Source organism: Fibrobacter sp. UWB13, assembly GCF_900177805.1.
In the GTDB taxonomy this organism is placed as follows: domain Bacteria; phylum Fibrobacterota; class Fibrobacteria; order Fibrobacterales; family Fibrobacteraceae; genus Fibrobacter.
Map to the genome: position 1 here is coordinate 517617 of NZ_FXAX01000002.1, position 19542 is coordinate 537158.

The 19542-nt window shown below is 41.4% G+C and carries 17 protein-coding genes; 6 read left to right on the forward strand and 11 right to left on the reverse strand.

Features of this window, described 5'->3' with window-relative positions; translation table 11 throughout:
- Positions 1-152 precede the first annotated feature (152 nt).
- The 5 genes from B9Y77_RS11865 to B9Y77_RS16255 all read right to left on the reverse strand — a co-directional run bounded on the left by B9Y77_RS11865 (position 153) and on the right by B9Y77_RS16255 (position 5347).
- The gene (locus B9Y77_RS11865) at positions 153-1241 is read right to left on the reverse strand and encodes a hypothetical protein (protein WP_085491782.1); all 1089 of its coding nucleotides are present in this window, start codon (positions 1239-1241) and stop codon (positions 153-155) included.
- Positions 1242-1327: 86 nt separating this feature from the next.
- Positions 1328-1711, reverse strand: a complete 384-nt coding sequence (locus B9Y77_RS11870) for a hypothetical protein (RefSeq protein WP_085491783.1) — start codon at positions 1709-1711, stop codon at positions 1328-1330.
- 83 nt (positions 1712-1794) lie between these two features.
- The gene (locus B9Y77_RS11875; protein WP_085491784.1) at positions 1795-2487 is read right to left on the reverse strand and encodes a sigma-70 RNA polymerase sigma factor region 4 domain-containing protein; all 693 of its coding nucleotides are present in this window, start codon (positions 2485-2487) and stop codon (positions 1795-1797) included.
- Positions 2488-2731: 244 nt separating this feature from the next.
- Positions 2732-3208 (reverse strand): BspA family leucine-rich repeat surface protein, encoded by a 477-nt coding sequence (locus B9Y77_RS11880; RefSeq protein WP_254900021.1) that lies wholly within the window; start codon positions 3206-3208, stop codon positions 2732-2734.
- A 63-nt stretch (positions 3209-3271) separates the two neighbouring features.
- Positions 3272-5347: a BspA family leucine-rich repeat surface protein gene (locus tag B9Y77_RS16255; RefSeq protein WP_139829313.1), complete on the reverse strand. Its 2076-nt coding sequence runs from the start codon at positions 5345-5347 to the stop codon at positions 3272-3274.
- Between the two features lie 301 nt (positions 5348-5648).
- Here B9Y77_RS16255 and B9Y77_RS11895 point away from each other — a divergent pair, with 301 nt between their 5' ends.
- From B9Y77_RS11895 to B9Y77_RS11905, 3 genes are all read left to right on the forward strand, one after another.
- The gene (locus B9Y77_RS11895; protein ID WP_085491788.1) at positions 5649-6965 is read left to right on the forward strand and encodes an ATP-binding protein; all 1317 of its coding nucleotides are present in this window, start codon (positions 5649-5651) and stop codon (positions 6963-6965) included.
- A 74-nt stretch (positions 6966-7039) separates the two neighbouring features.
- The gene (locus tag B9Y77_RS11900; protein ID WP_085491789.1) at positions 7040-8548 is read left to right on the forward strand and encodes a DUF262 domain-containing protein; all 1509 of its coding nucleotides are present in this window, start codon (positions 7040-7042) and stop codon (positions 8546-8548) included.
- 14 nt (positions 8549-8562) lie between these two features.
- Positions 8563-11136, forward strand: coding sequence for a DUF262 domain-containing protein (locus B9Y77_RS11905; RefSeq protein WP_085491790.1), 2574 nt, complete (start codon positions 8563-8565; stop codon positions 11134-11136).
- A gap of 78 nt (positions 11137-11214) precedes the next feature.
- Here B9Y77_RS11905 and B9Y77_RS11910 read toward each other — a convergent pair whose 3' ends face one another.
- Genes B9Y77_RS11910 through B9Y77_RS11920 form a run of 3 tightly spaced genes read right to left on the reverse strand, consistent with a single transcriptional unit; the run spans position 11215 to position 12615 of the window.
- Positions 11215-11919, reverse strand: a complete 705-nt coding sequence (locus tag B9Y77_RS11910; protein ID WP_085491791.1) for a BspA family leucine-rich repeat surface protein — start codon at positions 11917-11919, stop codon at positions 11215-11217.
- A gap of 57 nt (positions 11920-11976) precedes the next feature.
- Positions 11977-12417 (reverse strand): hypothetical protein, encoded by a 441-nt coding sequence (locus B9Y77_RS11915; RefSeq protein WP_085491792.1) that lies wholly within the window; start codon positions 12415-12417, stop codon positions 11977-11979.
- A gap of 21 nt (positions 12418-12438) precedes the next feature.
- Positions 12439-12615, reverse strand: a complete 177-nt coding sequence (locus B9Y77_RS11920) for a rubredoxin (RefSeq protein ID WP_085491793.1) — start codon at positions 12613-12615, stop codon at positions 12439-12441.
- Positions 12616-12782: 167 nt separating this feature from the next.
- Here B9Y77_RS11920 and B9Y77_RS11925 point away from each other — a divergent pair, with 167 nt between their 5' ends.
- Positions 12783-13505, forward strand: coding sequence for a hypothetical protein (locus tag B9Y77_RS11925; RefSeq protein WP_085491794.1), 723 nt, complete (start codon positions 12783-12785; stop codon positions 13503-13505).
- 18 nt (positions 13506-13523) lie between these two features.
- On the forward strand, positions 13524-14402 hold the full coding sequence (locus B9Y77_RS11930; protein ID WP_085491795.1) for a hypothetical protein: 879 nt from the start codon (positions 13524-13526) through the stop codon (positions 14400-14402).
- 63 nt (positions 14403-14465) lie between these two features.
- Here the strand turns inward: B9Y77_RS11930 and B9Y77_RS11935 are convergent, their stop codons facing one another.
- The 3 genes from B9Y77_RS11935 to B9Y77_RS11945 form a co-directional block, all read right to left on the reverse strand.
- Positions 14466-15296: a hypothetical protein gene (locus B9Y77_RS11935; RefSeq protein WP_085491796.1), complete on the reverse strand. Its 831-nt coding sequence runs from the start codon at positions 15294-15296 to the stop codon at positions 14466-14468.
- A 69-nt stretch (positions 15297-15365) separates the two neighbouring features.
- Positions 15366-16823 carry a carbon starvation CstA family protein gene (locus tag B9Y77_RS11940; protein WP_085491797.1) on the reverse strand — a complete coding sequence of 486 codons (1458 nt, stop codon included), beginning with the start codon at positions 16821-16823 and terminating at the stop codon, positions 15366-15368.
- 112 nt (positions 16824-16935) lie between these two features.
- Positions 16936-18255, reverse strand: a complete 1320-nt coding sequence (locus tag B9Y77_RS11945) for an aspartate kinase (RefSeq protein ID WP_014546073.1) — start codon at positions 18253-18255, stop codon at positions 16936-16938.
- 248 nt (positions 18256-18503) lie between these two features.
- On the opposite strand from B9Y77_RS11945, the gene B9Y77_RS11950 reads away from it, so the two are divergent.
- Positions 18504-19526, forward strand: a complete 1023-nt coding sequence (locus B9Y77_RS11950; RefSeq protein ID WP_085491798.1) for a hypothetical protein — start codon at positions 18504-18506, stop codon at positions 19524-19526.
- Positions 19527-19542 lie beyond the last annotated feature (16 nt).

Genomic DNA, 19542 nt, shown 5'->3' on the forward strand with positions numbered 1-19542 from the left:
TTCATTATCTTCTTTATATATACATTATTTGGGTAAAAAAAATGAATCCCTCAAAAATCCATCCATAAAAGGGAGCTGTAGATACAATAAACCCACCCCTATATATCGGAAAAAGGAGTGGGATGTGTAAAAGGGGGGGGGAGATAATCTTCTTAGAGCTGTTCAATCCGCAAATATCTAAACTCAAGGAATGCGTTAATATTATCCATACTTCCTACTGGAGCAGCCCATTCAAAGTTTTCAATATTCCATTCATGATCTTCAATTTCAGAAAGGGATATATAATCAGGTATAATATTGCAATAGTCTTTATATAAGGAATAAACCTTGTGAAACAACATATTTCGAACTTTTGTATTAAAATCCGTTAGTCGAATTATACTTTCAGGTGTGTATACAGCATTGCTAGCACATGTATATAATCCATAAAACGGCTTTTCAAAAGGATGCTCTTCACTAAAAATAAACTCGTTCTCCATTCTATTATTATCTTTTTTGTGATCAATTAAATGCGCTAGGCTATAATTTGGGGGCCCCTTCTTATTAAATTGGCGGCCAGTGAATAAAAAAGACCATATTTGTTTGGGATAATCATTGTCATCCACATCTAAAGCATCCTCATATTGATTTATTTCAGCATGCCCTCTAAATGCTGCTATCTCCTGACTACCTTTATACCGTCTAATTCCAGGAAAACAACATGCGGACCCATCCCACAGATACAATTCTGGATCAATATTCTTTTCAGCAAGTTTCTGTATGAAAAAATCTTTTTTGTTTATATTATCTTCAACAATTCTTGCAACTATTTCTGGTGACAAAAACTTCATATATTTAGTCATAGCCTTAGCCATCAACAAAGCTTCTTCATCAGAAGGAGTCTCCCATCTAGGCCAATCACTACGAGCAATTTGATTGGCAACTCGACCTTGGGCATTTACCAAATAAGGCTGATTTTCTAAAAAAGCCTTGTATAACTTCACCGCCGTTTTTAATGTTGCAGATCCGGTTCTTTTATTTCCATTTATAGGAACACGATGTCTACATGGACTGTTTTGACGCTCGTCTTCCGTTGTATAATTCAATCTGTTCAGCAAATCATTTAATTGATCCTGCTGATAGATTCGGTCCAAATCCCCTTCATAATTGCAAACGGTCGCACAATTTCCCACCCTTGACCGAGCAACAGAACCATTAAAACCTTTTTCTTCTAGCCATGTTCTAAATTCTTCTTTTTGCATTTAGGAACTCCTTTCGTTTTGATTAAAGAACTTTTAATAGTCATTGCCTATTATAGACGGATTTTGCATTATTGTAAAGCATAATTTTATACTCTAACAAATCTGCGGCCATCATGTCTATACTGAATCGATTTTTGCAAAAATCTTCTAAAAGATATTTTGCTCCTTATATCTATAAAGTCATGGCTATGATAATCTATTTGAATATCAACTAAATTCGGCTTATCGGCTCTTGGAATCAGGTTTCGCCCATTAAACGTATTTCTCGGAATAAAGAATAGATGTAAAGTTTGGCGTTCACGATCATTAAGAACAATCCACCGGTCTGCTTCTAGAGCTTCAAAACTCGGATTTGCCCAGTATGTATCTGAACCATTGTTTTGCGAAGCAAATGTTGTAAAACGACCGTCAATATTGACACCGCTTTCTCGAATAAGACGAATAGATTCACTCTTTGTAATATTAGGCATTTTTTTTCCTTGTTTGATTTTTATTCAATATATATTTTTTCCCAAAGTTTTCTTTCATAAAAGCAATCCCCCCCACGCAAGCATTACGAATAGCATTCGCTCGAATACGGCTTTTGAATATAATTCTGAGCCTCATCTTGAGCGGAGAGGAAATCCGCAAATTCTTTTTCCAGACCATTTTCTTCGGCGATAAAGCGAATCTTCTTGAAATTTGTATTAATCATCTGACGTGAAATTCCCATAACCTTCGCCATGTCTGTCTGGCTGACATAGCCAAGCTCGTCAAATGTCTCTACATACTTTTTAAAGAATGCTCGAAGCCTTTCATTTCCACTAAGGCATTTTTCAATGGAGTTCACAATTTCTGCCATATCATCATCTTGATCTCGGAACTCATAACTATCATAATTTTCACAATAAGAGTTCCTCATCGACATCTCGGTATTAAACGCCTTCTCATCCTTAAACGCATACTTGTTCTTCATCGCGAAATAAGCAAGAAACGGCACGCTATAATTGGAATCATAAGTTTCGGCAGCCTTAGCCAAGTTAATATAAGAACTACCTAAACGGTAACTCCAGAGTTTTTCGGAATTCAAAAAGTCCTCAGAAAAATCCGGACGAATTTTATAATACTGGTTAAGGGTGACTTTCTTGATAAATTCCACATGCCGGGTCCACAGTTCCGACAGAGCGTCAAAATCGCCATTCTGCGTCATGTTCACAAGTTGAACATCGTCAAAATGAGCGTAACTTTCGTTAATTGTATTTACCATATTTTTCTCCTTATAATTAAAATCCTCATTTTTAAACACGACAAAACGTGTTTTTCAAAAATCCAAGCATGTCAAAAAACAAATAATTCTCACGGAATTATTTTATACAAAATCACAAATACAAAAATTCTATTTCAAATTTTTTCTTTATTTACAACAATTTTTATTAAATAAAAAAAACGCAACCCTTCAAAAACGGGTCGCGTAATATAGTAAATTTCACATCATTTGTCAAGGGTCGTCACTAGAACGACAGATTCTCCAATTCACCATCATCAGACTGATTAAATTCTTCCTCCTTGACAGAATTTTCTTCAATGTCAAGGTTCTCTCTCTCAAGGCGTTGTTTTTCTTCAATAGCCCTATACCATTCGGGAATTTGCCCATTCAATTCTAAAAGAGAACCGGTGAACATTCCGACACAAATAACATCATCGGCGACGTTCCATCCGCTGACATCCCCCGTGAATTGCGAATAAGCAAACATATCGGTCAATTCCCAAACATCAGAAACATTCCAGAGTGACACATCGCCATTAAACTGCGAACCGTGAAACATGTCACGCATTGATTCTACATTGGACACATCCCATTGGCTAATATCACCATTGAAACCGCGATTCACCCCCGCAAATATACCATCCATGTCCTCAACACCAGAAACATCAATGAAGTTCAGGTCGCAATTCGGACCGTATTTCTGGATGGACTCGTAAACCAACTTTCGAAGGTGATTACGGTCGCGGGCGATGACTTTTTTTTCTTTGCAGGTTCATATTACCCCTTAAAAACAAGATTCTTTATACCAAGCGGGAATTTTGCCAGACGTTTCCAGAGCGGAACCATAGAACATATCTTCCATTTCCACGACATTGGAAACATCCCAATGGCTGATGTCGCCGTCAAAAGACGAACCCGCAAACATGCGATTCATACAAGTTACATTCGACACATTCCACTGGCTGATATCGCCATTGAACTGAGATTTATAGAAGATAGCGCTCATGTCCGTCACGTTCGAGACATCAATCACATTTAAATCGCAGTCGAAGCCGTTCAACTCGATCATCACTTTAATCAATTCCCTTAAATGGGCATTGTCGTTTGCCACAATCTTTCCGTCAGGATTTTTCGCATGTTCAATTCTTCGAAGATTAAACACATTCATCCAATCTTTAACGGCACCGCTCTTTTCAAAGGCCGAATCCTCAAAAAGACCATCGACAAGGCACAAGTCATCAATGTTCCACCCGCTTGTGTCCCTATCAAAAGGTGAGGCATAGAACATCCAACGCATATCCCGGACTTTGGACACGCTCCACGAACCAATATCGCCATTAAATTGAGATTCCTGGAACATGCACCTCATATTCTTGACATTCGATACATCCCATTTGCTAATGTCGCCCGTAAAACAAGAGAGCGTGAACATGCTGCACATATCAGTCACGTTGGACACATTCCACTGGCTGATATCGCCATTGAATTTGGATTCGCAGAACATCCAGCCCATATTCACCACGTTCGAGACATCCCAACGACTGATGTCACCGGTAAAAAGCGAGCCATCAAACAGACGTGTCATGCAAGTGACATTAGACACATCCCAATTGCTAATGTCGCCATTAAATTGCGATCCACAAAACATCTCGCCCATATCCGTAACTTTCGAGACGTTCCATTTACTGATATCGCCATTAAACTTGGATTCAGCGAACATACCGTACATATTCGTGGCGTTCGACACATCCCACTTGCTAACGTCTCCATTGAAACGAGAGCCATAGAACAAGTTGCCCAAATCCGTTACCTGCGATACATCAATACAATTCAAATCGCATTTATTGCCATACAGAAACGTCATCGTCTCAATCAAATCACAAAGATGAGTCCTGTCCCCCGCAATTATTTTCCCGGTTGAATCCTTCGAGCTTTCGATTTTCTTAAGATAACGTAAGCGAAGCCACTCTTTTGCCTTTCCAGACTTTTTAAAGACCGAGCCCGTGAAAATATCCTTTAAAGAACAATCGGCATCAACATTCCATTTGCTGATATCGCCATCAAATTGCGAACGCTTAAACATGCCGCTCATATCCAGCACATTCGAAACATTCCATTCGCTGATGTCACCATTAAATTGTGACCCGCGGAACATGTCATTCATATAAATTACATTAGCCACATTCCATTTGCTGATGTCGCCTGTGAACTTGGATTCGGCAAACGTTCCAAACATTACGCACACATTCGATACGTCCCATTCACTAATGTCACCATTGAAAGGAGATTCAATGAACATCGAAGTCATATCGCTCACCTGCGACACATTCCACTTGCTGATATCGCCATTGAATTTAGAGCGGCCAAACAACCAACTCATATCATGCACGCTCGACACATCCCAACCGCTAATGTCACCCGTGAATTTGGATTCGCTGAACATGTTGGTCATGCTAGTCACATGCGACACGTTCCATTTGCCGATGTCGCCATTGAACTTGGATCTACTGAACATCCAACCCATATTTTCTACACGCGATACATCCCAGCCGCTGATGTCGCCCGTGAATTTGGATCGAGAGAACATGCTGCTCATATCCGTCACGTTCGACACATTCCATTTGCTGATGTCACCATTGAATTTGGACGCGGCAAACATCGCATGCATGTCGGTAACGTGCGACACGTCCCATTGACTAATATCGCCCTTGAATTCAGAATCGCAGAACACGCAGTTCATGTCGGTCACCTGCGACACATCGATAAAATTCAAGTCGCATTTCGGGCCTTTATTTTCGATAGCTTCTTCGATGAGTTGCACCAAATGGTCGTGGTCGCGCGCAATAATTTTTTCAGGCATGTTCATCAACCTCCTTATTCCTTTATACTATCGTCAATAAGGGCGAAAATGTAAAGAAAGACGCCTAAAAACGCGACACAGACCAAAACGAGCCTCAAAACGGAATGTTCGATTTTGAGCGAAAAACGGCATTTTTCAAAAAAGTCCCTTGAAAAAGTCTCGATTTCGATAAAAAGTCGTTTGAAAAAGTCGTAGCACATTACAAAAGTCACTTGAAAAAGTCTATATTGCTATTAAAAGACCATTAAAAAAATCGCAAAATACTAAAAAAGTCGTTCGAAAAAATCGCACGGAGACCAAAATGCTGAAGAGGAAAATTGAAAAACAGCTTATGGATTGGAAGAGTTCTCCATCTAGAAAACCCCTCATCATAAAGGGGTGCAGGCAGTGCGGCAAAACCCACTCCGTTTTGGAATTCGCTCGAAAGAACTACCAAAGCGTGGTTTATCTCAATTTTTTCAAAAATCCGGAATATGCACAGATTTTCGAAGGGCCGCTTGACATCGACACACTTACGATGCAAATGGGAGCAACCATTCCCGGTTCAAAATTCCTGCCACACAAGACTATCATCATTCTAGACGAAATTCAAGACGCCCCCAACGCTCGCACCGCTTTAAAGTTTTTCAAAGAAGACGGCAGATACGATATCGTCGGAACAGGATCCTTGCTAGGAGTTCAAGGCTACGGAAAAGCCCCCAAATCTATTCCAGTCGGCTCCGAAATGATCATCACGATGTATCCGCTAGACTTCGAGGAATTTCTTTGGGCAAACGACATTCAGGAACCGGTCTTTAAAAAACTCCGCGAATGTTTTGAACAAATCGCACCTGTTCCCGAAGCACTCCATAACAGGATGCACCAGCTTTTACTGCAATACATCGTCGTTGGCGGCATGCCCGAAGTCGTGCAGGAATTCGTGAACACACACCAAATGGATAGCGTATTCCAACTGCAAGAATCAATCGTCAATTCTTATCGCGACGACATGGTCAAATACGCACCAGATTCAGATAAAGTTCGAATCAAGGAATGCTTCGACTCCATTCCGAACCAACTCGCCAAAGAGAACAAAAAATTCCAATACTCGCTCATCGAAAAAAAAGGAACCGCCAACAAATTCGCAGGATGCCTACAATGGATTGAAGATGCCGGAATTGTAACTCGATGCAACAACCTGCATTTAACAGAGCTCCCGTTAGAAGGCAATGCCGACAAAAGCATTTTCAAAGTTTATATGAACGACATAGGACTGTTCGTCAGCATGCTTGAGCAAGGAACGCAAGGCGATATCTTACAAGGAAACTTACTCGGATACAAAGGCGCCATTTTTGAAAATCTAGCAGCCAGCATTCTCTATAAAATGGGAAGAAAACTGTATTATTTCCGCAAAGATTCCGGTCTAGAAATAGACTTTGTCATCCGCCACAAAGGTGAATGTACCTTATTAGAAGTCAAATCTGAAACAGGCAATGCGAAGAGTGTCAAAACAATCTTGAATCATCCCGAAAAATATCACGTTAATAAGGCTATCAAGTTCGGGAATTACAATGTCGGCAATACAGGAAATGTTTTAACGTTGCCACTGTACATGCTGATGTTTGTGGATGAAAGGTGAAAATTAAAGATTGTTTTTTCTATAAATGCATATACTCTCCCAAAAAAAGAATTTAAAATACTACGGATTAAAAAATGTTAAAAGATCTACTCAATTGCACGGATGACGAGCTAAAAAAGAAAGCCTCCGAACATCTAGTTTACGCAGACATTGAAACCGTGCAAACGGTTCTAGAAGCTCCTTTGTTGATTCCTCCATACCAACGCCCCTATATGTGGGAACAAAAGCAAGTGTCACAACTATTAAACGACATCCTTTTAAATAAGAAAAAAGGAGATTCTGATCATTATAGAATTGGGAGTATGATAACTTGTATCGATCCCTCTCTAGCGGATGGCTCAGAAAGAAAACAAAGCATCGATATTGTTGATGGTCAACAAAGAATCACTACTTTACTTTTAATTCTTCGTTGTTTGAACCCTTCGTACAAAAATGAATTGTTTAATAATTTAGAGTATAACCATTCTCAGTCATACAAACACCTTAAGCAAAATTCTGTATTCATTGAAGGATGGATCCAGTCTAATGTTGAAAATGAAAAAGAGGAATTTTTTAATTACATTCTTGATAATTGTGAATTAGTGATTGTCACGGTCTATAATATTTCCGAAGCCTTCCAAATGTTTGATTCACAAAATGGCAACGGAAAAGAGTTAGAACCATATAATCTGTTAAAAGCCTATCATTTAAGTGCTGTTAATGGTTTTGACAACCAAAAGAATTGCGATATTTCCTGGGAAAATGCCGTAAAAAGCCGTTTGCCCAACGGGCAGAATTTTGATGTACTAAAACAATTGTTCTCCGAACAATTGTATAGATCAAGAATATGGTCAAAAGGATGCGACGCAAATAGATTTACAAAAAAAGAAATTGAAGAATTTAAAGGATACAGAACGGGAAATGGAATAAGCTATCCATACCAAAACAAGACCATATCTTTATTAATGCTTTCTAAATGGATGGAAAACCAAAAAGATATTTTCACTACTAATGGAATGGTTGACCGAGATGGCAATTCTGATAATTCAAACTTTTTGAAGAATTTTATGAACGTCAACCAAGACATTGTTGATGGCGAGTTGTTTTTTCAATATATAGAAACCTATGTCGCCATGTATAGAAAATTATTTATCGATGGAGCGAACCAGGGGCCCATAAAAGATTTTCAAGACTTCTACGAAAAATATTGCCGTTATAAAGGGCATCACAGGGATGGGGACACCTATTTAAGAGAGTTATTTAATTCTTTAGTATTCTGCTTCTATGATAAATTTGGTGTAAGAGGCTTTCAACCGAGATACTATAAAATGCTATATGCATTTGTTTACAAAATTCGAATATTAAACAAGAGTGTCTTTTACAATACCGTAGTCAAAGCACCTATTGAATCTGACATCAGACCATTTAGCATTATAACTCAGGCGCAAAAACCTGATGACATTGAAAAAATGTATGTGGCTTGTACAATACCAGGGAATGTTTTGAAGCAAATGAAGATTGAGGTGCGTGAAGCGAATAAAAGAAAATCAACATTTGTACCAGTCATTATTGAATTTTTTGAAAAAGAACATTTTACAATATAAAGGGGATTTAAATTATGAGCGATAAAGTTTGCCTACTTTCTATAAATAAAGTCTTTGACGATCATTACAGCATTCCTCTTTATCAGCGCACTTTCGCATGGGGGACGGAACAAATTGCGACTCTACTACAAGACATTTATTCTAGTTATCAAGAAAAAGAAAAACCTCCATATTATGTAGGAAGCCTTGTTGTAAAATTCAGGGGAAATACATTTGAAGTTATAGACGGACAACAGCGACTAACTTTCTTTACGCTGTTGACAAAAATTTTAGGGATAAATAAATCTAATTGCAAAATTACTTACGAATCACGCGAACTTGAACAGCAATTTCTTGATAACTTTTATAGTGATGAAAATTTTTACAAGAAAATTGGCGCGGATAGTAATCTAAAAAGAAGAAATGCCGACTTAATAAAGGCCATTTATGATATTAGTCATGTAAGTCTTATTGCAGAAGGGGATTCTGTAAAGTCATGGACACTTACAAAATTGTTAGAGTCTCCCCAAAGGGAGGATTTTATCAATTATGTGCAAAATAAAGTCTTTCTACTACGAACAGAAGTTTCTAAAAATACTGATGTTACCTCTTACTTTGAAATCATGAATAATAGAGGGAAACAATTACAAAAACATGAAATTATCAAATCCCTTATTATGAGCGGATTAGGAGAAAAAGTTCATCAACAGATGCTGTTTGGAATGATTTGGGATGCCTGTTCACAAATGAATCGTCCTATTCAAAAGAGCTTTAGTACTGATGATAGAAAACTATTCTTTGGCGAAAACTGGAATTCTTTCATTGGTTTTGACGAATTCAAAAAATGTTTTGAAAAAGAAAGCAAATCATCCAATACAATAGATACGAAAAGTTTTGAAGATTTGTTGAAAGCTCCCACAGACCCCTTTGTTGAGGAAATTTTCGATGACGACGAAGAAGATAAAGAGAAAAATCGAGGTTCCTTCAAATACCAGTCTATAATTGATTTCCCGAACTTCCTGATGCACGTATTCAAGTTGTTCTATGATTCAAACAACCAAATTGCATTAGATGAAAAATTCTTGATGCGTGATTATAAGAAATTTTTATCAAAAATTGACCCAATTAAGTTTTTGTACAATCTTTTCCTAACAAGAACCCTTTTTGATCGCTTCATTATTAAAGTACAGGGCAATGTTGACGATAATTCAGAAGATGACGATGTTTCTATCGCAAAAGAAGACGAAAACTTTTCTTGGCAACTATTAGAACCTCAAAAATACGAATACAAAAAAGGACGGAAAACTTATTTCCGTCTGGATTATAGAACCAATACTGAATTCGGCGACAGCTTTGTTAAATCGTTGTCCATGCTACAGGTGACGTTTAGAAGCCGACATCATAAGAATTGGTTGCAACACTTGTTGAGGTTCCTTGTGGAAAGCTTCAACAGAAATGGTTTAGGTGAAGTTAACGAAGATTTTAAAAAAAAGTATTCAGACACAATTCATTGCTATATTAGAGATTATTTCAATCAGTATTTAAACCCTCAACAATCGCCCCTTATTCCTGAAAGCAAGCTTTGGAATGAATCTGGAACGAGTACACCTCATTTCCTGTTCAACCTCATAGATTATTTATATTGGATTGCCAAAGCAAAGAAGCTTCAAGAACAATTCCCTGAAATAGAATATATAACTGATTTTAATTTCCGTTACCATAACTCTGTTGAACACCATTGGGCTCGAAATTTTAAAGGAAAAGATGTTGTTGCGTATAATGACGTGTTGCCGTTAATTAATAATTTAGGGAATCTCTGCCTTATTAGCAAGGGTACCAATTCGCATTTGCAAGATGTATCCCCCATGGAAAAGGTGCAGAATCGTGCAGAAAAAGCACCTGAAGTAAATGGAAATAAGGGCTTTCCTCCTAAACGACAGATAATGTACTCTGTTACCCAGAAAAATGGAAAATGGGAAAAGCCTCAAATTGAGGAACATTATAAAAATGTCCTTAAATTGTTGGATAATTTGGCAAATTTATTTGAGATAGAATCATCCCCTTTAAATTCCACATTATCAATCACGAATATTGATATTCTTGACGACGAAAAAACTATTCATGGAACAAAACTAGATTACGATAATATTCAGAAAATAGCATTTGATTTCTTTACAAAATTATGTAAGAGTAACGAACAATTTGCAAAATATTTCACACCTCAAGGGGAAGGTTCCAAAGAAGAAAAAAGAGTAAGACTGAAAAAAGAATGTGATTATAATTACACATTTATCTACTCTACTACATCAAGAATCGCTAAATTACAACTAAAAGTTACCACTTGTCTTTTTGATCATCATTATCTTGATGAACTTAAAACCTTCTATTACTTTAATTCTAAAGCGTGGGCACAACCCGAATTAAATTTTGTAGGAAATTTTCAATATCATGATAACGGAATTGTCAATTGCGAAAATTTATCGGAAGAAGCCTTTCTTCTTTGGTTAGAAGAGGCCTCTCAACAAATGCTTGAATTCAGGAAAAATGAACATGACAAATTGATTTCTAAATTTGACATAGATTCCATTATGAGTCAAATTGATGGCTGAACTACTTTGCCAACTCAGCCAATATCCTCGAAATATTCCCTCTTTGCTCCGCAATAAGGGAAAAAACGAGAGTTATCTCTAAAACGGCAAATCGTCGTCCAGCTCCTCATCGTGAACCGGGGGGTGGTTCTTTTGCCACTCTTCTTCCAAATTTTTACACCATTCGAGAGGCAGCCCCTTCAACTCCATGAGCGAGCCATAGAACATGTCGAACACGCAAACGTCTTTCGAAAAATTCCATCCGCTGATATCTCCCGTGAATTGCGAAAATGAAAACATCTCGATCATCATTTTAACGTTCGAAACGTTCCACTGCGAAATGTCTCCATTAAACTGTGAATGAGCAAACATGTTGCTCATATCGAAAACGGACGACACATCCCAGCGACTAATGTCCTGATTAAATTGAGAATCTCGGAACATGCACGACATGGTTCCTACGTTTGACACGTTCCAATTTCCAATGTCGCCATTAAACGCCGAGTTTTGGAACATATACGACATATCTTGTACTTTTGAGACATTCCAGCCGCTAATGTCTCCATTGAATTGGGAACCGTGGAACATATCGTTCATCGACTCAACATTCGACACGTCCCAACCGCTGATATCGCCATTGAACACGCTGTTCGGTCCGGAGAAAATGCAGTACATATCCGTCACTTGCGAAACATCGATAAAATTCAAGTCGCAATTCGGTCCGTACTTTTCGATGGACTCGAAAACGATCTGTCGAAGGTGATCGCGGTCGCGGGCAACAATTTTTTCTTTTTGTAAGCTCATATCACTCCTTAAAAATCCTGTGAAAAAAGTCCGAAAACAAATTTAAAAACGGTATTTTTACAAAAGTCCCTTGATTCTCTCGCGAGTTTTCCGCTTGAGTTTGGCGACGGTCTTTTTTACCTTTTCGCGGAGTTTTTTGTCGTCGCGTTCTTTTTGCAGAACCGCCTCGCGCGGGTACTTGGCATTGACCCATTCGATGAATTCCTTGCAAACAGCAATAAAACCGTCCAGGTCATTTTTCTTGACAGAGCGACGATGGTAACCGTACTCGTTCACCATTTGGTCGAACATTCCGTAACCAGTACTTTTATATATATAATTGACGTCGGAGCAGTAGAGTTTTTCTATTTCATATAGGATTGGTTCCTTGAAACTCCATTGCCTTAATTCGATGAAGCCGATTGCGTACCCGTCACGCGGGTTTATAACAGTATCGCAGCCTATCGTCAGACCTGCCGCCTTTAGTTTTTCTTCTAATTCTTTTCTAGTAATTCTCATTTTTACCCAAAGGTCGTAGACTCAGCCGATATTCTCGAAATCTTCTTTTTCCGCTCCGCAGTGGGGACAAACCCAGTAATCGGGCAATTCATGGAAGGAAGTCCCCGGCAAAGCATCTTCGCCGGCTTCCGGATCCCCGCTTTCGGGGTCGTAAACGTAGTTGCAAATATTGCACTGGTATCTATCGAATTCATCCATAAAATGCTCCTTAGGCTTTCTCTTGTATTATCGTCTAAAAGGCGGCATTTGTCAAAAAAATATTTAAAAATCCAACCTCCACCCAAAATAAACTTTCCCGTTTACAATTTCGCCTCCCCGAACGATACATAAAGAGAACCATTCTCCTAAAAGTTCAGTGAGGCCACATGTCTTTTGCAACGCAATCTTTTGCACATTCATTCGCATCTGTCAAGCGGATACTCCTCTGTTCGCTCGCTCTAATCCTTGCCGCCTGCGACCAAGAAGCACCACCGCCTTTGCAATACAAGGAAGCACACCTGGAATTTATCGACTTCCTAAAAACAATCACCATCGCAGAATCCGAATGCAAAAATCAAGGCGAATCCTATTGCGTCCCCTCGATGCGCGTCGGAGCCGAGCCATGGTCCAAAATCCAGTGGTACACGGAATACACCGAAAATATACCTTACAGCAAAGATCCAATGAAACCATACGGAACAGGCAGAAAGGGCGAAGTTTACCTCAGCGTAGATGGCAAGCCCACGAACTTAGATTTGGACACTGTCCTGAAGCCGCAACCATGGAGCGTCACTGTAACAGGTCCCAACGTCAAGCTGGTCTATCATGTATTTTTATGCTCAAGCTATTTCGTAGAAGACTATGTTGATTTCGGCGAATACCTTGTCAATAAAGGATGGGCGAAACGTGTTGAAGTCCCTCCCCAAGACACAATAAGCGAAATCCCTTGCATAGTAAGCTGGTACAAGATAAAGCTCAAGGGACGGAACCCTATTTGGATGGGAATATTGAACGATTCAGGGAGCACTCTCGGCTTTCAAAGAATCCGTTTTGACTACGAGAAAACCACCGAAAACGATTTTTGGTGCAGAGAGCCAGAAGACGAGTAAAAGCAAACCGGAGCAGACATGGACAGGGAAAATTGGATTGAATTCTTAAACATCATCACGATGGACGACGAGAACATCGAAAAGTTCAAGAAGCTCTATGGCGAAGGTGAACAACATCTTATATGTGAAGTTCTGGTGGATACAAAAATATCTTTTTCGACGATTATCCCTGAACCGGCAAAGAACGGGTCAGACAAGAATTGGGTCGATAATTCTCGGCAAGATATATGGTCCTTCAGACATTTTGCTGAAGAGGAAAAGCCCGAACCGGTTAGTCGAGAACTTGAAATCTGGCGATATGAAAACTGGGGAACACCTAGTGATCTTTTGTACGACTCACTTGAAGGGCCGGATATTCGATCATTAGAGGGATTGTTGAAGGGGGAATATGGGTTCTACACTTTTGGAAGGCCTCCCTTTAAAGTCTATGAAAAGATGGCGGCGGATGGCTTGGTGTTTGAAATACGTTGGTGGTGTGATCAAGCCTATGACGAGTGGTTTACAGGTAAAGGTCAGGTTGAAAAAGGTCGCTTTCAGTACCATGTCGGACCGATGACTGGTGACGAAAACCTTCAAATGCAGTTGGTAGCCCATGATTTTTTAGATTGTTCAGAAGAAGATACTGATAATCAAAAGAGAATTGTCGTGAAAAATCGTGAACATCTTGACCAACTCCTTAAGGAACTGCAAAGATATGTCAAGACAAATTTGTATATGCAAAGGAAAATTATTGAGGAAAATACAATTACCCTGAGCAATGTTCTAGACCTGAATTTTTTAGACGTTTCTAATGTGACCGACTTGAGCAATCTTTCTGAATACCTCGATGTTTCCCCATTCCCCGACAATGGATGGTTCTGCAAAATCAAACTGGACACCAGCAAATGGAAAAAATGACGCCACAACCCAAAGATACGCCTACCGTCGTTGTAACGACCCGTGAACAGCTATAGTCTCTGATTATAGAGACTTTTGTTTTGCCTTTTGCAAATAACATCTGGTCCGTTCCGGTTCAATAAAAAATACAGCCACGCTAATCACAGTCATCACATTTAAAAGGGAATGGATAAGCATGATGGAAAGCATATAAAAGCTCCATCCATCTATGTGGATAATTTGCATCACGCTCCAAAAAATTTTCACAAACATCATTAAAGATCCCGCCATCAGAACAGGCACATTCTTTTTGGCAAGTGCAAATACGCCGACCGCTAAATAAAAAACGCCAAAGAAGGCAAGCTGAAAAATGGGTGGCTGTATAAAAACAAAATGAGCCAAGCTATTCAATCCGCTTACGGTAAAAAAGATGGCGCAAAGCCGGAACAAGCCCAAATTAAACTTTTCATCTACAACAGCCCCGATTTCATCACGTTTTCTAGGGGCAACAAAGAACGCTGCTATCGCAACAACCACGTTCACGTTAAAAATCAAGTTAACTATATCATTTCCCGCATTCGTGTGATTAATAACGATAGCACTTAGCACAACCCAGGCAAGGAACATCACCGCCAATATTTTTAAGGTTTTCACATTCTTTTTGACAAGCGTAAATATCCCCAACGCAAAAAGAGCTGCAACCGCCAAAGTTCCTAATACCAATGGAATGAAAACCCCCGACGCAATCATCAGCCCACCCGTTCCAAGCAAATCTTCAAATGACGATGTCGTAAGCGCATTCCATAGCGAAGCCAGTTCACCGGAATGCACAGCCATAAAAAGCATACTGATAATAAAACCGAGTATGTTCACAAAAAACACGATAGTGCAAACCCTGAGTAAAGCGAGATTCATAGCTCCCCTATTCCGTTAAATAATTAACTCGTTCTAAAAATACAAAAAAAAACGACCCGGATTTTTTAGCTATCCACCCCTGCGCACTTTCTTATACCACATGGTAAACCACACGCAGGCCACGGCAAGGCAAACAAGACCCAAATGATAGCCAATGCAGTCGGGCAAATGAAGCGTCTGGCGCGAAACGAAGAAGTATGTCGTACAAACGGTGGTCATAAACAGGGCTGGAATAAGGGACACCCAAAAATTCTTCCGTTCCTGCACCAGATAGACTGTAATCGCCCATAGAGTAAATACAGAAAGCGTTTGGTTAAAAAATCCAAAGTATTGCCAAATAGTATTGAATCCATCGGGAACCTTGATTTGCCACACCAATATGGCGATAGACGTCGCAAACATGGGTACGCAAATGTAGAGACGATTGCGGATGGGACGCTGATCGATTTTCAGCCAATCCGCCACGATAAGGCGGCCGGAGCGAAATGCCGTATCGCCACTGCTAATGGGAGCCGCGACCACACCTAATACGGCGAGGACTGCCCCCACAACGCCCAACCATTCATTACACACCAAATGCACCACCATCGGGGCCGAGGTAAAGAAACCATCCTTTGCACCTGAAATCTGTTCGTAGCCCGGTGGGCCTGCATAGAAAAACCACATGGAAACGGTAGCGCAAACAAGAGCAACAACGCCTTCGGTAATCATCGCCCCATAGAACACACGACGGCCCATGTGCTCACTTGCGAGGCAACGCGCCATCATCGGTGTCTGCGTTCCATGAAAACCAGAAATAGCACCACAGGCAATAGTAATGAAAAGTGCAGGGAAAATATGGTCCGTAAATTTTCCTGGATTTGCACTAGCCCCCATATTGTGCAGGTTCGACCAAATTTCTGGCAGTTGCGGCATCTTGACAAAGAGCATCACCATCAACGCCCCAGCCGTAAGCAGGAGCGAAATAGCAAACAAAGGATAAACCTTCCCAATAATTTTGTCGATGGGTGTCATCGAGGCGATCACGTAATAGACAAAGATGATAGCCACCCACATCATCACGTCACCGCCCAGCGTATGCAAAATTACCGCTGGAGAATAAACAAACACCGTTCCCGCAATGACCAAAGGAAACACGGTCAGCAACAACATGACCTTCCTCGTCTTGTTGCCCAGATACTTGCCAATCAGTTCGGGCATTCCCGCACCGCCGTTACGCATAGACAACATTCCGTTCAGGTAGTCGTGAACTGCCCCCGCAAAAATACAGCCAAGCACAATCCAGAGATAAGCGACTGGACCGAATTTTGCCCCCATGATTCCACCGAAGATGGGGCCCGTGCCAGCAATATTCAGAAACTGAATCGTATAAACTTTCCAACCGGGAAGTGCGATATAGTCCAGCCCGTCTTTTTTAGAAACTGCGGGAGTCTCACGGTCATCGGGACCGAACACGCGTTCCACAAAGCGGCCATAGAAAAAGTAACCCAGGATTAGGGCGGCAAGGCTCAGGATAAAAGAAATCATATAATCAAATTATACAATTTAATAGACAAAAAACGGCCCGGATTTTATTCCGAGTCGTCTTTAAATTGACTAGTTCCTTCGTGGCTTCGCCACTCAGGATGACAATCGCGAATTACTTCACGAAGGCGGCGTAGATGGCCTTGATAGCCTTTTCAGTATCGGCTTCGTCAACACCAGTGATGATGTTGATCTGGGAAGAACCCTGGTCGATAATGCGGACGTTCACCTTGTTTTCTGCGAGAGCCGTAAAGAGCTTTGCAGCAACACCGATCTTGTTCGTCATGCCGTGACCCACGGTAGCGATAAGAGCGATGCCCGGGAAAATCTTGATACGGTCCGGACGCATCTGCTGCGTGATATCTTCGAGAACAACGTCCTGAACGGCGTCGAGAGCCTTGGAATCCACGACGATGCTCATGGAGTCAATTGCGCTCGGGCAGAGTTCGTAGGAGAGTCCTTCGCTTTCAAGCACAGCGAGCACGCGGCGGCCAAAGCCAACTTCCTTGTTCATCATGGACTTTTCGATGTAGATCATCGAGAAGCCCTTGCGGCCTGCAACACCCGTAATCGGGAGCTTTGCATTTTCCGGAGTCGGGCCAATGATGGTGCCGGCGTCTTCCGGACGGTTCGTGTTGCGGATGTTGATAGGAATCTTCTTGGCGCGGCACGGAGCGATGGATTCATCGTGGAGCACGCTTGCACCGGAGTAAGCGAGTTCGCGGATTTCGCGGTAGCTCACGTATTCAATCGGGAGCGGGCTTTCGACGATGCGCGGGTCAGCCATGAGCATGCCCGAAACGTCGGTCCAGTTTTCGTACTTGGCAGCGTCAATGCCGTTGGCAAGGATAGCGCCAGTGATGTCGGAACCGCCACGGCTGAAGGTCTTCACTTCGCCACGGAGGTTAGAGCCATAGAAGCCCGGCAAGACGTACAACTGATTTTCGTCGCCGAGAGCCTTTGCAATTTCTTCGTAGGTCTTCGGAGCGATGCGGTACTTGTCATCGAAAGTGATGAGCGGGTAGCTATCGACGAAGTTTGCACCGAGATACTTTGCCATGAGGCGTGCGCAGAGGAATTCGCCACGGCTCACGAGGAAGTCCGTGCTTACGGATTCCGGATGGTTCTTGAGCTTGTCTTCAAGACTGTCGAGGTCTTCGGTAAGCTTGTCTTCAAGACCGAGGTCCTTGCAGATTTCATCATAGCGCTGGCGGATGAGGTTCCACGGCGTGGAGAAATCGAGGCCCTTGGAGGCGAGATCATAGGTGCTGTAGAGGAGGTCGGTCAGTTTGGTTTCTTTCGGATTACGCTTGCCCGGAGCAGAAACGACGATGACTTTGCGGTTCTTGTCGCTTTCGACAATAGCCTTGATTTTTTTGAACTGACCTGCGTCGGCGACAGAGGAGCCACCGAACTTACATACGATTCTAGACATGTTTTTCCTTTGGGCCGCTGACCTCTCAGCTTCAAGCTTGACCGCTTTCCTCGCGATCATATCCCGTTCGGGATATTGCCCAAGCTTACCCATCGAGCCAGCCACTTGGTGTTTCACGACGGCATTTTACCGCCGCGCGGCACAATGTAGAAATTTAAAATGCGACTGGCTAGGGGGTACAACACCTCCAAAAACTCCAATTACTATATTCCCATAATGAATTGTGTTTTAGGAAAAAGGAGAAAATCATGAAATACACCCTGCTTACGGCTGTATCATCTGCATTCCTCATCGCCGCTTGTAGCGACAGCAATCCGTCAAGCGCTTCAAATGACAGTAGCACCAATAGCGCCTCTAATAATGATCCGAATTCAGCAACAGGAACACTTTACGTCGATGAATCGCAACACCTGATGGTAACAACATTCACAGACGTCCATGGAAACCGTTGCGATCTGGAAAACGACAATTTGATTTGGAAAACTATAACAAAAAACGCTATAATAGATTCCTTCGAGTACGAATTCATCGGCGATACGCTAGTCCTCTACGATTATTACGAAGGTGGAGCCGACAACTATGGCAAACTGTACGTGGGTGGCACAGCAGGTAACATTTACGGGAGCTGGGTCTATACCGGCATTGAGCGCAATCGAAAAACAGGCGAAGAAGAACACTCCACAAACACCCGTTACGTGACCCGAACCTACACTTACGCTCCGGGAAAAGTGACCATCAATCTCGAATACCACATGGACCTTTACGTTGCCGACGAACAGGAAAGAGGCTACATGGAATCCAGCTTTATGGTGGAATTGTATGGTTATCTCGCCCGCCGAAGCCACATGGACGATGTCATCAACATCATGGACAACGAAGATCTAGCTAGCAGCATCGCCAGAAGCATTGAAAACAACGGCGTTCAAATTATCGAAGGCACCAAGACAAACCAAACCTTCAAAATTGGCGACAAGACATACACCGTAACCGTCAAGAAAGCGGAAACCACCCTCCACTACAGCGGTCGCACCAACAGGGAAGCCATCGTCGAAGTGTCTGACGGCACCACCACCTGCAGCAGCTACGCCATCTACAAGAACGTAGACGAAAATCTCTGCAAAACGGAAAACCTCGAATATTTCACGGTCAAAGATGACGAAGACGAAGATGGCAACAAGTACTTCTATGTTTCGAGGTACAAGAACACCGACCATGAACAATTCTTGAAATGCCTCAGCGGCATCGCATTACCCATCACAGAGGCTCAATAAGGGGCCTTTTATTTAA

Excerpts from the sequence above, each read along its gene's own strand:
- B9Y77_RS11865 (WP_085491782.1), bottom strand. The coding sequence starts at position 1,241 with ATGCAAAAAGAAGAATTTAGAACATGGCTAGAAGAAAAAGGTTTTAAT.
- B9Y77_RS11870 (WP_085491783.1), bottom strand. The coding sequence starts at position 1,711 with ATGCCTAATATTACAAAGAGTGAATCTATTCGTCTTATTCGAGAAAGC.
- B9Y77_RS11875 (WP_085491784.1), bottom strand. The coding sequence starts at position 2,487 with ATGGTAAATACAATTAACGAAAGTTACGCTCATTTTGACGATGTTCAA.
- B9Y77_RS16255 (WP_139829313.1), bottom strand. The coding sequence starts at position 5,347 with ATGCCTGAAAAAATTATTGCGCGCGACCACGACCATTTGGTGCAACTC.
- B9Y77_RS11895 (WP_085491788.1), top strand. The coding sequence starts at position 5,649 with ATGCTGAAGAGGAAAATTGAAAAACAGCTTATGGATTGGAAGAGTTCT.
- B9Y77_RS11900 (WP_085491789.1), top strand. The coding sequence starts at position 7,040 with ATGTTAAAAGATCTACTCAATTGCACGGATGACGAGCTAAAAAAGAAA.
- B9Y77_RS11905 (WP_085491790.1), top strand. The coding sequence starts at position 8,563 with ATGAGCGATAAAGTTTGCCTACTTTCTATAAATAAAGTCTTTGACGAT.
- B9Y77_RS11910 (WP_085491791.1), bottom strand. The coding sequence starts at position 11,919 with ATGAGCTTACAAAAAGAAAAAATTGTTGCCCGCGACCGCGATCACCTT.
- B9Y77_RS11915 (WP_085491792.1), bottom strand. The coding sequence starts at position 12,417 with ATGAGAATTACTAGAAAAGAATTAGAAGAAAAACTAAAGGCGGCAGGT.
- B9Y77_RS11920 (WP_085491793.1), bottom strand. The coding sequence starts at position 12,615 with ATGGATGAATTCGATAGATACCAGTGCAATATTTGCAACTACGTTTAC.
- B9Y77_RS11925 (WP_085491794.1), top strand. The coding sequence starts at position 12,783 with ATGTCTTTTGCAACGCAATCTTTTGCACATTCATTCGCATCTGTCAAG.
- B9Y77_RS11930 (WP_085491795.1), top strand. The coding sequence starts at position 13,524 with ATGGACAGGGAAAATTGGATTGAATTCTTAAACATCATCACGATGGAC.
- B9Y77_RS11935 (WP_085491796.1), bottom strand. The coding sequence starts at position 15,296 with ATGAATCTCGCTTTACTCAGGGTTTGCACTATCGTGTTTTTTGTGAAC.
- B9Y77_RS11940 (WP_085491797.1), bottom strand. The coding sequence starts at position 16,823 with ATGATTTCTTTTATCCTGAGCCTTGCCGCCCTAATCCTGGGTTACTTT.
- B9Y77_RS11945 (WP_014546073.1), bottom strand. The coding sequence starts at position 18,255 with ATGTCTAGAATCGTATGTAAGTTCGGTGGCTCCTCTGTCGCCGACGCA.
- B9Y77_RS11950 (WP_085491798.1), top strand. The coding sequence starts at position 18,504 with ATGAAATACACCCTGCTTACGGCTGTATCATCTGCATTCCTCATCGCC.